This window comes from Streptomyces sp. NPDC028910 (assembly GCF_055564955.1).
The window spans coordinates 20,221-33,134 of record NZ_JBVHVF010000010.1 but is presented as its reverse complement, the minus strand read 5'-3'; the positions used below and the strand labels follow the sequence as shown (position 1 = coordinate 33,134).

12 protein-coding genes are annotated in these 12,914 nt (G+C 70.8%); all 12 read right to left on the bottom strand.

Translation table 11 applies throughout. The features are described from left to right. Positions 1–2 precede the first annotated feature (2 nt). The 12 genes from secD to ACZ4TV_RS14910 all read right to left on the bottom strand — a co-directional run bounded on the left by secD (position 3) and on the right by ACZ4TV_RS14910 (position 12,849). Positions 3–1,790 carry a protein translocase subunit SecD gene (gene secD, locus ACZ4TV_RS14965; protein ID WP_468134553.1) on the bottom strand — a complete coding sequence of 596 codons (1,788 nt, stop codon included), beginning with the start codon at positions 1,788–1,790 and terminating at the stop codon, positions 3–5. A 155-nt stretch (positions 1,791–1,945) separates the two neighbouring features. Next, positions 1,946–2,422: a preprotein translocase subunit YajC gene (yajC, locus tag ACZ4TV_RS14960; protein ID WP_468134551.1), complete on the bottom strand. Its 477-nt coding sequence runs from the start codon at positions 2,420–2,422 to the stop codon at positions 1,946–1,948. 165 nt (positions 2,423–2,587) lie between these two features. Beyond that, on the bottom strand, positions 2,588–3,709 hold the full coding sequence (gene ruvB / locus ACZ4TV_RS14955) for a Holliday junction branch migration DNA helicase RuvB (protein WP_468134549.1): 1,122 nt from the start codon (positions 3,707–3,709) through the stop codon (positions 2,588–2,590). Positions 3,710–3,964: 255 nt separating this feature from the next. Further along, a complete protein-coding gene (gene ruvA / locus ACZ4TV_RS14950; RefSeq protein WP_468134547.1) occupies positions 3,965–4,594 on the bottom strand; it encodes a Holliday junction branch migration protein RuvA in 630 nt (209 codons plus the stop codon). Further along, on the bottom strand, positions 4,591–5,127 hold the full coding sequence (ruvC, locus tag ACZ4TV_RS14945) for a crossover junction endodeoxyribonuclease RuvC (protein WP_468134545.1): 537 nt from the start codon (positions 5,125–5,127) through the stop codon (positions 4,591–4,593). The genes ruvA and ruvC overlap by 4 nt, the downstream gene beginning before the upstream one ends. Before the next feature lie 124 nt (positions 5,128–5,251). After that, entirely contained in the window at positions 5,252–6,004 is a 753-nt protein-coding gene (locus tag ACZ4TV_RS14940; RefSeq protein WP_328924747.1) for a YebC/PmpR family DNA-binding transcriptional regulator, read from the bottom strand. Positions 6,005–6,061: 57 nt separating this feature from the next. Further along, complete coding sequence (gene pdxT, locus ACZ4TV_RS14935) at positions 6,062–6,655, bottom strand: pyridoxal 5'-phosphate synthase glutaminase subunit PdxT (protein WP_326592160.1); 594 nt, start codon at positions 6,653–6,655, stop codon at positions 6,062–6,064. 6 nt (positions 6,656–6,661) lie between these two features. Continuing rightward, positions 6,662–7,579, bottom strand: a complete 918-nt coding sequence (pdxS, locus tag ACZ4TV_RS14930; RefSeq protein WP_215018835.1) for a pyridoxal 5'-phosphate synthase lyase subunit PdxS — start codon at positions 7,577–7,579, stop codon at positions 6,662–6,664. A gap of 138 nt (positions 7,580–7,717) precedes the next feature. Continuing rightward, positions 7,718–8,260, bottom strand: a complete 543-nt coding sequence (locus tag ACZ4TV_RS14925; protein ID WP_468134542.1) for a LemA family protein — start codon at positions 8,258–8,260, stop codon at positions 7,718–7,720. 94 nt (positions 8,261–8,354) lie between these two features. After that, positions 8,355–9,356: an aminoglycoside phosphotransferase family protein gene (locus tag ACZ4TV_RS14920; protein WP_468134540.1), complete on the bottom strand. Its 1,002-nt coding sequence runs from the start codon at positions 9,354–9,356 to the stop codon at positions 8,355–8,357. Positions 9,357–9,358: 2 nt separating this feature from the next. After that, complete coding sequence (locus tag ACZ4TV_RS14915; RefSeq protein WP_468134538.1) at positions 9,359–10,351, bottom strand: phosphotransferase family protein; 993 nt, start codon at positions 10,349–10,351, stop codon at positions 9,359–9,361. After that, a complete protein-coding gene (locus tag ACZ4TV_RS14910) occupies positions 10,348–12,849 on the bottom strand; it encodes a hypothetical protein (RefSeq protein ID WP_468134536.1) in 2,502 nt (833 codons plus the stop codon). Before ACZ4TV_RS14910 ends, ACZ4TV_RS14915 begins: the two co-directional genes overlap by 4 nt. Between the last annotated feature and the right edge of the window lie 65 nt (positions 12,850–12,914).

The window sequence follows — 12,914 nt, the reverse complement described above, 5'->3', positions numbered from 1 at the left end:
TCTCACGCCTCCTTTGCTTCGACGGGGGCGGGGGCGGGACCGGTACGGCGGGACCGGCGCAGCGGGGGCTTGGCGCCCAGCCGCTTCGGGTCCAGCCCGGACCACGGATGACCGCTGGAGAAGAACTTCGTACGGGCCAGCAGCGTCATGACGGGCTTGGTGAAGAGGAACACCACGACCACGTCGAGCAGGGTGGTCAGACCCAGCGTGAAGGCGAAGCCCTGCACCTTGCCGACGGTGACGATGAACAGCACCGCGGCGGCCAGGAACGACACGAAGTCGGACACCAGGATCGTGCGGCGGGCACGCGGCCAGGCGCGCTCGACGGCCGGACGCAGCGTGCGGCCCTCGCGGATCTCGTCGCGGATGCGCTCGAAGTACACGATGAACGAGTCCGCCGTGATGCCGATCGCCACGATCGCACCGCAGACGGCGGGCAGGTTCAGCGCGAAGCCGATGCCCTTTCCGAGCAGCGCCATGATCGTGTAGGTCAGGATCGCGGACACCAGGAGGCTGATGATGGCGATGAACGCCAGGCCCCGGTAGTAGACCAGCAGGTAGATCACCACGAGGAGGAGGCCGATCGCGCCCGCGATCAGGCCGGCCCGCAGCTGCTCGCCGCCGAGCGCGGCGGTGACGGTGGTGACGCTGTCCTCCTGGAAGGACAGCGGCAGGGCGCCGTACGAGAGCATGTTGCCCAGGTCCTGCGCGGACTGCTGGGTGAAGCCGCCGGAGATCTGGGCGTTGCCGCCCGTGATCGCGGTGCTGACGGACGGGTCCGAGACGACGTCGCCGTCGAGCACGATGGCGAACTGGTTCTGCGGCATCTGCTTGGCCGCCAGCTCGCCGGTGACCTTGGCGAAGGCGTCGGAACCGCGGTCGTTGAAGTCCATCGTGACGATCCACTGACCCGACTGCGGGTCGATGACGCCCTTGGCGCTCTTCACGTCCTTGCCCTCGACCGCGGCCGGGCCGAGGACCCACTTGCCCCACGCCTCGCCGCGCTTGCCGCAGGCGAGCGTCGGGTCCGTGGGCTTGACGCCCTTGCCGACGGTGGCGCGCTGCGCCTCGTCGGTGCAGTCGAGCGCCGCGAACTTGGCCTGGAGGTCGGCGGCGGCGGCCTCGTCACCCGTCGCAGGGGTGGAGGCGGACGGCGACGGAGCCTTGTTGTCGTCTGCCTTCTTCGACTCGCTCGCCGAGGGCGAGGGAGAGGGGGCGTTCGGGGCCTTGAGGGCCTCGCTGAGCGCACGGCCCTGGGAAGTGGCGCTGGACGACGGGGTGGCGGAGGGGCTGGCCTTCTTGCCGTCCTCGGCCTTGGGGGCACCGGAGCCGCTCGCCGAGGGGCTCGGGCTGGGGGTGCCCTCGGGGGCGGCGGGGGCGCCGTCCGCGAACGCGATGACCGGGCGGAAGTAGAGCTGGGCGGTGGTGCCGACCTGCTCGCGCGCCTGCTTCTCGTTCATCCCCTTGGGGATGTTGACGATGATGTGGTCGCGGCCCTGCGTCTGGACCTCGGCCTCGGTCACGCCGAGACCGTTGACGCGGCGCTCGATGATGCCGACCGCCGTGTTCATGTTGGTCTCGTTGACGGCGTTCTCTTTGCCGGGCTCGCTCTTGGCCTTGAGCGTGATGCTCGTACCGCCGGCGAGGTCGATGCCCAGTCGGGGAGTCGTCTGCTTCGAGAGGAACATCCCCGCGGTGAGCGCCACCATCGCGATCAGGATGATCGCCAGGGCACGCCCCGGCCTCCCCTGAGCCCCCGTGGGCCGCCGGCCCTTCTTCGGTGCTGCCACCTTGTCGTTTCTCCCTGTCCAACCGCCCCGCGCCGGGTCAGCGCGCGGACGGCCACGAAATGTGTGGTGGGGACCCCTGCCCCCCGCAGAAGTGTCACTGACGGGGGCCGTGGCGGGCGCCGGTCCGGCGCGCCTCCACGGTCCCCGGCCGGGCGCTACTTCGCGCCGGCCTCGCCGTCTGCCTTGCCGTCCTTGGGCTCGGCGTCGCCCTCGGCCTCGTCCTTCTTGCCGAGGTCGAGCTTGGGAGCCTCGTCCGCGGCCTCGTCCTTGGTGAGGTCCGCCTTCGGAGCCTCGGTCAGGGAGGAGGCGTCGTCGGGGACGACCGGCGTGTCGGTCGTCACGTCATCGTTGATGCCGTGGACGATGCGGTTGTATTCCGCGTCTTCGAGAACGGCGCCGATGGCGTTCTTGGCGAAGATCGCGTGGACGCCGGGAGCCACCTCGAGGGTGACCGTGTCGTCACCGATCTCCTTCACCGTGGCGTACATGCCGCCGATGGTGCGGACGCCGGTGCCGGGCGTCATCTGGTCGCGCATCTGCGCGGCTGCCTGCTGCTTCTTCTTCGCGGAGCGGGTCATCAGGACCATCGCCCCGATGAGCACGATGAACGGGAGGAATGTCACGAGATTCACGGGACGGAGATCCTTCGCACGACCGCACGGGACGGCGGCCTTTTCTACGGGGGGTGGGCATACCGACCCGAAGGGTCGGCATCGGCGGAGTCTAGGCGAGTCCGCACCGATGGAACAACGCCCAGCATGGCACCGCAGTTCCTGAGGGCGCGAACCTCCGCGCCGTCAGGCCCCGAACAAGCCCTGTTGTCCGCTTGATCCACTGGATGATCCACTGATTGATCCACTGCTTGATCCGCTCGCGCCGTGCTGCGGCGGGACGAGTCCCAGGTGAGCCCATGCGGCAGGCGTCGCCACCCGGCCTCGGGGCGTGCGCGCGAGCAGCCCCTCACGGACCAGGAACGGCTCCGCGACCTCCTCCACGGTCTCCCGCTCCTCGCCGACCGCCACGGCGAGCGTGGACAGGCCCACGGGCCCGCCGCCGAACAGCTTGAGCAGGGCCTCCAGAACGGCCCGGTCGAGCCGGTCGAGCCCGCGCGCGTCCACCTCGTACACCTGGAGCGCGGTGCCGGCCACCTCGCGGTTGATCACACCGTCCGCCCTGACCTGGGCGTAGTCGCGGACGCGGCGCAGCAGGCGGTTGGCGATGCGCGGGGTGCCGCGCGAGCGCCCGGCGATCTCGGCGGCGCCGGCGGTGTCGATCTCCACGTCGAGGAGGCGGGCGGAGCGGTGGATGACGCGCTCCAGCTCCTCGGGGGCGTAGAACTCCATGTGCCCGGTGAAGCCGAAGCGGTCCCGCAGCGGCGGGGGCAGCAGTCCGGCCCGGGTGGTGGCCCCGACCAGGGTGAAGGGCGGCAGTTCCAGCGGGATCGCGGTGGCTCCCGGTCCCTTGCCGACGATCACGTCGACGCGGAAGTCCTCCATGGCCATGTAGAGCATCTCCTCGGCGGGCCGGGACATGCGGTGGATCTCGTCGAGGAAGAGGACTTCACCCTCTTGGAGGGAGGAGAGGATGGCGGCGAGGTCGCCGGCGTGCTGGATGGCGGGGCCGGAGGTGATGCGGATGGGGGCGCCCATCTCGGCGGCGATGATCATGGACAGGGTCGTCTTGCCGAGTCCGGGCGCGCCGGAGAGCAGGACGTGGTCGGCGGTGGCTCCGCGCTGGCGGGCCGCCTTGAGGACGAGGTCCAGCTGCTGGCGGACCTTCTCCTGGCCGACGAACTCCCCGAGGTCCTTGGGGCGCAGGGCCGCCTCGACGGCGGTGTCCTCCCCGTCGGCGGCGGCCGCCACGAGCCGCTCGCCGCTGTCGTCCACGTCGGTCTCGTCGGTCTCGTCGTCCCAGTTCACGCTGTCAGTCTGCCTTCTCGGTTCGTACGGTGGTCTGTCGCGTGCCGCGCCGCTGCCACATCAAGCCCCTCCGGCGATTGAGACCCCCAGCCTCGCCGGCGTTTGAGGCGCGGGGTCCGGGGCGGAGCCCCGATCTTTCAGCCTCGCCGGCGTTTGAGGCGCAGGGCCCGGGGCGGAGCCCCGATCCTCCAGCCCCGCCGGCGTTTGAGGCGCGGGGTCCGGGGCGGAGCCCCGGCGGTGGCGCCGCACGGGCGGTCAGCGGGCTCGGTTCAGGGACTGGAGGGCGGCCCGCAGGAGCTGCGGAACCGGGGCGGAGCCACCGGCGGCGATGGCCGCTTCCGCCTGCGGCGTCACCGCCGAGACGGCCTCCTCCGCCTCCCGAGACGCATAGCCCAGCCCGATCAGCGCGGCAGCGAGCTGCTCGCTCCACGGCGCCGGGCCACTGGCCGCCCGCTGGGCACCGACGAGGCCGCTCGTCCCCAGCGGGGCCCCCAGCTTGTCCTTCAGCTCCAGCAGCAGCTTCTGCGCGCCCTTCTTGCCGATGCCCGGCACGGCCATCAGCGCCTTCTCGTCCCCCGTGGACACCGCCAGCCGCAGCGCGTCCGGGCTGTGCACCCCGAGCATCGCCTGCGCCAGCCTCGGCCCGACGCCGCTCGCGGTCTGCAGGAGCTCGAAGACCTGCCGCTCGTCGTCGTCGGCGAAGCCGTACAGGGTGAGCGAGTCCTCCCGTACGACCAGGGAGGTGGCCAGCCGGGCCCGCTCCCCCGTCCGCAGGCCGGCGATGGTGTTCGGCGTGCACTGCACGGCCATGCCCACGCCTCCGACCTCGATCACGGCGAGGGTGGGAGCGAGCGCGGCGACCTGGCCGCTGACGAAGGCGATCATCGGGTACGGCCTTTCGGACCAGAGGCGTGCAGGGCGACCGCCTGCTGGAGGCGGTTCTGGGCGGGGGCGCGCCAGATGTGGCAGATGGCGAGGGCGAGGGCGTCGGCGGCGTCCGCGGGCCTGGGCGGCGCGGCCAGCCGCAGCAGCCGGGTGACCATCGCGCCGACCTGGGCCTTGTCGGCCCGGCCGCTGCCGGTGACGGCGGCCTTGACCTCGCTCGGGGTGTGCAGGGCGACCGGTATCCCGCGGCGGGCGGCGCACAGCATCGCGACGGCGCTCGCCTGGGCGGTGCCCATCACGGTGCTGACGTTGTGCTGGCTGAACACCCGCTCCACGGCGACGACTTCGGGCCGGTGCGTGTCGAGCCACTCCTCGATGCCCTGCTCGATCGCGACGAGCCGGTGGCCCAACTCGGCATCCGCGGGCGTCCGTACGACCCCCACCCCGAGCATGGTCAGGGGGCGCCCGGCGACACCGTCGACGACGCCGACACCGCACCGCGTCAGCCCCGGGTCCACACCGAGTACCCGCACTGGCCCACCCCCCTGCCTGTCGATCGCCTGTCCGTGCAGTGCAGGCTATCCGGCACCACTGACAAAGCGGCGGGCCGACAGGGTGTGTCCTGTCGGCCCGCCGAAGACAGCAGCCGGGTGCGGCTCAGGCGTCGACCTTCTCCATGACCTCGTCCGAGACGTCGAAGTTGGCGAAGACGTTCTGCACGTCGTCGCTGTCCTCCAGCGCGTCGATCAGCTTGAAGATCTTGCGTGCGCCCTCTTCGTCGAGCTCGACCTGCATCGAGGGGACGAAGCTGGCCTCGGCCGAGTCGTAGTCGATGCCGGCGTCCTGGAGCGCGGTGCGGACCGCGACCAGGTCGGTGGCCTCGCTGATGATCTCGAAGGTGTCGCCGTTGTCGTTGACCTCTTCGGCACCGGCCTCGAGCACCGCGCCGAGCACGTCGTCCTCGGACAGCTCGCCCTTGGGCAGGATGATGACGCCCTTGCGGTTGAACAGGTACGAGACCGAGCCCGGGTCGGCCATGGAGCCGCCGTTGCGGGTCATGGCGACGCGCACGTCGGAGGCGGCGCGGTTACGGTTGTCGGTGAGGCACTCGATGAGCACCGCGACGCCGTTCGGACCGTAGCCCTCGTACATGATCGTCTCGTAGTCGGCGCCGCCGGCCTCGAGGCCGCCGCCGCGCTTGACCGCGGAGTCGATGTTCTTGTTCGGGACCGAGCTCTTCTTGGCCTTCTGAACGGCGTCGAAGAGCGTCGGGTTGCCGTCGATGTCAGCCCCGCCCATGCGGGCCGCGACCTCGATGTTCTTGATCAGCTTCGCGAAGAGCTTGCCGCGCTTGGCATCGATCACGGCCTTCTTGTGCTTCGTCGTAGCCCATTTAGAGTGGCCGGACATCCGCCTGTCTCCTTCGCGTCACCAACAGTGTTCGTCCCCGATCCTACCGGGAGCTCGTCACAGCCCCGCGCGCACCATGTCGACGAAGTACGCGTGGACGCGGTCGTCGCCGGTCAGTTCGGGGTGGAACGAGGTCGCGAGGACGTTGCCCTGGCGCACGGCGACCGTGTGGCCGTCGTAGGTGGCGAGCACCTCGACGGCGCCGCCGACGGACTCGACCCACGGGGCGCGGATGAAGACGCCCTCGACCGGGCCGTCCGCTATGCCCGCGAAGTCGATCTTCGCCTCGAAGGACTCGTTCTGACGTCCGAAGGCGTTGCGGCGGACGATCATGTCGATGCCGCCCAGGGTCTCCTGGTCCTCGCGGCCGTCCAGGAGCTTGTCCGCCAGCATGATCATGCCGGCGCAGGTGCCGTACACGGGCATGCCGGCTGCCACGCGCTCGCGCAGCGGCTCCAGCATGCCGAACAGCACGGCGAGCTTCGACATGGTCGTGGACTCGCCGCCGGGGATCACCAGGGCGTCGACCTCGGCGAGTTCCTCGGGACGCCGGACCGGCCTGGCCACGGCGTCCGCCGCGGCCAGGGCGATCAGGTGCTCCCGTACGTCGCCCTGGAGAGCCAGGACACCGATCACGGGGGTGTTCGTCATGACCGGTTACCAGCCGCGGTTGGCGTAGCGCTCGGCCTCGGGCAGCGTGTCGCAGTTGATGCCGACCATGGCCTCGCCCAGGTTGCGGGAGGCGTCCGCGATGATCTTCGGGTCGTCGTAGAAGGTGGTGGCCTTCACGATGGCGGCGGCGCGCTTGGCCGGGTCGCCCGACTTGAAGATGCCGGAGCCGACGAAGACACCCTCGGCGCCGAGCTGGCGCATCAGGGCGGCGTCGGCCGGGGTGGCGACGCCACCGGCGGAGAACAGCACGACCGGGAGCTTGCCGAGCTCGGCGACTTCCTTGACGAGCTCGTACGGGGCGCGCAGCTCCTTGGCGGCGGCGTACAGCTCGTTGTTGTCGAAGCCGCGCAGCTTCGCGATCTCGTTCTTGATCTGACGCAGGTGGCGGACGGCCTCGACGACGTTGCCGGTGCCGGCCTCGCCCTTCGAGCGGATCATCGCCGCGCCCTCGGCGATGCGGCGCAGGGCCTCGCCCAGGTTGGTGGCGCCGCAGACGAAGGGGGTGGTGAAGGCCCACTTGTCGGAGTGGTTGACCTCGTCGGCCGGGGTGAGGACCTCGGACTCGTCGATGTAGTCGACGCCGAGGGACTGCAGGACCTGGGCCTCGACGAAGTGGCCGATGCGGGACTTGGCCATGACCGGGATCGAGACGGCCTCGATGATCTCTTCGATCATGTTCGGGTCGGACATGCGGGCCACCCCGCCGTCCTTGCGGATGTCGGCGGGAACCCGCTCCAGGGCCATGACGGCCACGGCGCCGGCGTCCTCGGCGATCTTCGCCTGCTCGGCGTTGACCACGTCCATGATCACGCCGCCCTTCAGCTGCTCGGCCATGCCGCGCTTGACGCGCGAGGTGCCGATCGCCGACTCGGCGGACTGGGGGGAGGTGGGAAGCGTGCTCACGGATTGACCTCACTCGAAAGGAACTCGAAAGGAAGACGGGTACTACCGAACTGAGGAAACCCCACGGGTCAGTCCACTACAAGGGCCAATCTGGAGCCTGTGGCTCCTTCATTTGTCCCCCGCGGCCCTAGGAGGCGTCTAGGCAGGCCGGTCCGCCAGATCTACCGGGGGCTCGTCGTCCATTTCGAAGGCCAGCGGGAAGGGCGCGTGGCCGGCCAGTCTGAACCAGCGGACCTTGCGGTGCTTTCGCAGCGCGCGTGCGGCCCGTACGGAGTCGTTGTGGAACCGGCGGGCCATGGGCACCCGGCGGACGGCCGCCGCCAGCTCCTCCGTGGCCTGCGCCCCGCCGGGAGCCGCCTTGAGCACCTCGACCTGGGCGGCGTCCGCGAAGACCGCCCGCAGCGCCTGGCTGAGCTCGCTCTCGGCGACCTCGCGGTGCTCCTCCTCGGCCTGCCGGGCGGCGTGCGCGGCCTCGTACAGCACGAGCGAGGAGGCGGGGTCGAGCACTCCGGAGGTGGCCACCTCCAGCACCACGGAGGCCCGCCGCACGAGCTGCGCGTCGAGCGCGGCCCGCGCGGCGTCCATCCGCGAGTGCAGCCGGTCCAGCCGACCGGCGGTCCAGCTGAGGTAGACCCCGATGACACCGAGAGCCAGGGCAATCCAGACAAGGGTTTCGATCACGGGCGGCGACTCTACCGCCGACCTGGCCCCGCGCCCCGCCCGGCCCTGGGGCCACCCGGCCGGAACCGGCCGGCGGCCGGTCCGGCGTCCGGTCTCAGGCCGCCCAGCGGTCCACCGCCGCCTCGATGTCCCGGGGCGCGGGTACGGGTGGGGCCCCCGGTCCCCAGTGCGGGCGGGCCGCGGCGATCTTGTCGGCCAGCTCCCGGGCGAGCGTCAGCCGTACGTCCGGATCCCGCGCGTCGCCGATGCGCCGGCCCCAGCGGACCGCGTCGACGACTGCGGACTTCACCGCTTCGTAGGCGAGGTAGTACTCGAGATCAGCCCGCCACCCCTGGCGACACTCGTCCGGCGCGATCCGCTGCCAGCCTTCGGCGACCCTGCGCCGCTCGGCCGGTGTGTAGGACATCTTGTGCAGGTGGTCGGCGAGGTCGTACACGGGGTCGCCCCACAGTGCGAGCTCCCAGTCGAGAAAGGCGACCCGGCCGTCGTCGCCGAGGATCATGTTCTTACGGTGGATGTCCGCGTGCAGCAGCCTGAAGGGCCGTCGGGCCAGCTGGCGCGCCCGGTCCCGGAGCGCCGCGCACGGATCCCCCGGGACACCGAGCGCCTCGTACAGCCGATCGCTCCCTGCGCCGCCCCGCTGGCGAATCTCATCCACGAGCCCCAGCAGGCGCCCGGCGAACCCGGCGGTGTCCGCGTTCCGCGGCCAGTCGGCGGGAATGGCGGGCATGGCCGCGGGCGGCACCCGCAGGAGGTCGCCGAAGAAGGCTTCGACGGCGTCGAGCACGACCTCGGGCAGGGGCTTCCCGTCCGGGACGAGATCGTCGACCCTGCGGCCGGCGACGAACTCGTGGATCTGGAAGTCGGGCTCCCTGCCCGCGTGGAGCAGCCGGGGGGCTGAGGGCACGTGGGGGCCGATCGCCTCCAGCAGCTCTGCCTCGGGCCACAGGGTCAGGTCCATGACCTCCGATGCGCGTGCGCGGATGCGGACGATGACGGGGCCCGCGTCCGCCTGCACCCGAACGTTTCTGTTGTAGTGCCCCGCGAGGGCCGTGCCACGCACGCGGGCTTCTTCGTACAGGGCGACAGCGTCCACGGCTATCCCTTCCACCAAGGGGCGAGTGTCGCGGCCACCCGCTCGGGTGTCAGGTCCGGGGGCGATCCCCAGACCCGGCGTGCGGCGTTCACCTTCTTCGCCAGGCGTCCGATGAGGAATGCGCGCTCCGCCGGTGTGGCAGCCGCGAGCTGCTTCGAGTAGCGGACCGTGTCCACGATCGCCGACTTGATCCGCTCGTGCGTCACGTACAGGTCGAGGTCGTCGAGCGGCCCGGTCGTGGACGGCAGCGGCAGCCGCTCCCGCCACCGGCGCAGCACCTCGGCCCGCTGATCGTCCGGGTAGTCCATCTTGTGGAAGTGGATCCCGATCTCGTACATCGGGTCTCCCCACAGCGCGAGCTCCCAGTCGAGGAACCAGGTGACGTCATCGGTCACGATCATGTTCTTGCGGTGGAGATCGGCATGGAGCACGGCGAACGGACGTGACGTGAGCGTGTCCCACAGCGGTTCGATCACCGCCAGCGGATCTGCGGGGATGCCCAGCTCAGCGAAGGCCCGGCGGTATTCGTCCCGGTACGTCGCATGGACCTCGTGCGTGAGGCCGGCCAGCAGGCGCCCGAAGCTCGCGCTGTCGCCGGAAGCCGGCCAGTCGGCGGGCAGTGACGGGGTCTTCTCCGGCGGGATCCGAACCAGCTGGTCCATGAGCGTGACCACATCGATCAGGACGTTCGGAGGGACGGAACTGCCCCGGGGCGAGAAACTGTCGAGGACCCGCCCCTCGATGAAGTGGTGGACCTGGAAACGGGGTTCCTCGCAGACGTGGCGCAGCTCCGGCACCCGGGACACATACGGCCGGATGCAGGCGAGGACCTCCTCCTCCCGCCAGAGCCGCAGATCCATGGTGTCGGCGGCCGGCAGGGGGATGCGTACGTTGACCTTGCCGTCCGCCGTCCCGAGGCCGACGTTGCGGTTGTAGTACCCGGCGGCCGCGACCTCCGCTTCCCGTGCGCGACCGTACAGCTCCAGCCACGTCACGAGACCACCTCGATGAACATCGACAGGACCTCTTCCGTACGCTGCTCCAGGTCCTCGGCGGCGCCCAGCGGCCGCACGGCCGGGCGGGCGCGCTCGGCCAGCGCGGTGAGTTCGGGGTCGGACAGGCCGACCAGGTCGGCTGCCCGATGGATGGCGAGGATCAGCGAAGGATAGACCTGGCAGGTCTCGAACTCGCGTGCCGCGTGCCGCAGCAGCTCCCGTGTCGCCTCCCGCTCGCCGCGCTTGAGGAGCATGAACGCCCGGAACATGTCGGCCCTGGCGCGGCCGGAGCGGTAACCGGCACGGTCGAGAGCGGTATTGGCGTTCCTGAAGGACAACTCGGCCCGGTCCAGCTGGCCCAGCCGGATCTGCGCGATGCCCATGGCGGTGTACGCCTTACCGATCTCGTGCTGGGCGCCCAGGTCCCGCTGGACTTCGAGGGCCGCGCCGGCCTCGGCGACGGACGCCTCCGGGTCGGTGAACGCCCACAACTCGGCCCGGTTCGTGCGGATGTTGGCCAGGCCGATGACCGCGTCGACGGCGCGGTAGTCCTCCTCCGCCCGCGCCAGCAGTTCTTCGGCCCGGCCGAAGTCCATCAGGAACCGGTGGCCGAGGTGCATCAGGCGCTTGAGGTCGCCCTGGACGGCCCGCTCCCCGGGCGTACAGATCCCGTGGACCTCCTCGGCCAGCGCGAAGGCCCCCTCGAAGTCGCCCTGCCACATCCTGATGTCCGCGACGCAGAGCCCCGCGGAGGTTCTGGCCTCGCCGTCGTGCCCCTCCCAGACCTGCTCGAAGATCCTCGCGGCCAGACTGCTCTCCCCCGCGATCCTCCGTGCGTTCGCCCCGGCCAGCGCCAGTCGGGCGGCGACCACCGACCGGACCGGCGCGTCGAGCACCGGCGTCAGCGCGATCGCCGCACCCGCGTCTCCCAGCTCCAGCTTGGACTCGGCTTCCAGGCAGTCGGCGGCGTCCCGGATGCCGTCGAGGGCGGCGTCCTGCGCGTCCTCGGCCCGCGCCGCCAGATGGTCCCGGAGGTCCTTGACCATGCCGTCGACGGCCTGCCGGCTGCTCATGCCGATGGCGCGGTCGGCGTATTTCAGGATCCGCCCGGGTGACAGGGTCCGCGCCTGCAGCCCGTGGTAGACCGCCTCCCGCCAGGGTGAGGAGCGGGCGACACCCGCGCTCTGCGCCCCCTGCTCCATACGCTCCGCGAGGCCTTCCCAGTGCTCCCGCAGTACGCCGTGCACGTGGCGCTTCACGGCGGGCGAGAGGTGCCGCTGCAGGGCGGCGACCATCAGCTGGTGAAGTCGGTACCAGCCCTCCTGGGCCAGCGGGTACGCGAAGGAGTAGGCGGTCAGCGACTCCCAGGTCAGCAGGTTCGCCGGCAGGTCGAAGTTCCGGCCGATGGCGCGGAAGACCTCCAGGTCGAAGGTGCGCGCGGCGCTGAGCAGCTCCAGGATCCGGACCTCGTCGGGAGCGACGTGCTGGAGGAACCGCTGGACGATCTCCTCAGACGTCCCGGGGTCCTCGGTCCTCGCCGGGTTCTGCAGGTGGGTGTCCACGGCGAGGTGGAGGTAGAAGGGAACCCCCGCGCTGGCTTCGGCGATCGTCCGCTGTCGGGGGACCTCGGTGATCCCCGCCTGCGCCAGCAGGTCGAGCCTGGCTTCCATCGGCAGCCCGCCGACCCAGGCCTTGCGGATCACCGAGTCCCAGTCCTTGTCGTACGCCGCCCACGGCAGAGCTTCCCGGCTGGCCAGGACGGTCAGGCCACCGTGCAACTGGCCCAGCAGGTCCCGCACCCAGGCATCGGAGGCGAAGGTGCGACCGCCCGCCAGCGGCGTGGGGACCAGGGCTTCGTAGGCGTCCACGTACAGCACGTACGGCTGCTCCTCGAAAGACTGCCGCATCTCCTCGGCGAAGAGGTAGACGACCGCGTGCCCCAGGTCCGCGTTCGAGAGGCTGTCGAGCTCTTGGAGGGTCGGATCCGCCTCGATGCGCTGACGGCGCTGGCGGTTGGCCATCGCCCGTCCGGTGAGCCGTACGAGGCCGGCCGCCGTCCCGAACACCGGCAGGCCCATGGCCTCGTCGAGGATCTTCGACAGGACCTCGCTCTCCTCTGCGAGGGGCGTGTTCCTCCGGTTCATCTGCAACTGAGGGTGGACCCGCTGCCAGAGGACCGCGTACGCGATGTCGAAGCGGTCGAACTTCACGCCCTGCGCGCCGAATTCCATGCGCAGGACGGCCAGGGCGTCCTCCTGCTGGCGCAGCGTCGGCAGCTGCAGGTCGAGCCGGGCCGTGCGGTACCCCTCAGGGGTGCGATTGCGCAGCTCCTGGAGCAGGCGCGATTTCCCGATGCCCCCGACGCCGACGACGTTGAGCACGCGCGGGCGCTCGGAGATCCCTCGTAGTTCCTCGTCATAGACGGCGAGCAGTCCTTCACGGTTGAAGAACTGCCGCTGTAAGGCGGAGACCCGTCGATAGCGCGGCCTGATGGACATGGCGACTCCCCCCGAAACCCAGCACGGTACGAAGGCGAGATTACCCACACCACCGAGGCGCCTAC

Coding starts and splice junctions, on each gene's coding strand:
- ACZ4TV_RS14910 (WP_468134536.1), bottom strand. CDS start 12,849: ATGTCCATCAGGCCGCGCTATCGACGGGTCTCCGCCTTACAGCGGCAG.
- ruvA (WP_468134547.1), bottom strand. CDS start 4,594: ATGATCGCCTTCGTCAGCGGCCAGGTCGCCGCGCTCGCTCCCACCCTC.
- ACZ4TV_RS14940 (WP_328924747.1), bottom strand. CDS start 6,004: ATGTCCGGCCACTCTAAATGGGCTACGACGAAGCACAAGAAGGCCGTG.
- pdxT (WP_326592160.1), bottom strand. CDS start 6,655: ATGACGAACACCCCCGTGATCGGTGTCCTGGCTCTCCAGGGCGACGTA.